1 protein-coding gene is annotated in these 311 nt (G+C 67.8%); it reads left to right on the top strand.

Going from position 1 to position 311, the window contains the following annotated elements; translation table 11 throughout:
* Nucleotides 1-311, top strand: a 311-nt coding sequence (locus CQ14_RS26525; protein WP_156435450.1) for a DUF2155 domain-containing protein, incomplete at both ends; no start/stop codon positions are given.

The following is a 311-nucleotide window of genomic DNA, read 5'->3' as shown; positions in this document are numbered from 1 at the left end:
AGTTCGGAGCGCTGCGCGTGAAGACCAGCGCCTGCTACACGCGGCCGTCGACAGAAGCCGCCAACACCGATGCCTTTGTCGAGGTCGACGAAATCACGCTGCAGGGCGAGGTGAAGCGGATTTTCTCGGGTTGGATGTTCGCGGCCAGCCCCGGCCTGCACGGCGTCGAGCATCCGGTCTACGATATCTGGCTGACGGACTGCAAAGGCCCTGACCAGACCATCGTCAGCGCGCAGCCCGATCCGGCCAAGGCGACCGCGCCGCCGCCGGCCGGGCAGAAGCGGCCACCTCAACCGAAGCAGGCCGCGCCG

This window comes from Bradyrhizobium lablabi, from assembly GCF_001440475.1.
GTDB lineage: Bacteria > Pseudomonadota > Alphaproteobacteria > Rhizobiales > Xanthobacteraceae > Bradyrhizobium > Bradyrhizobium lablabi.
Note: the sequence above shows the minus strand (reverse complement) of the source record. Positions and strands in the feature narration are given on the sequence as shown.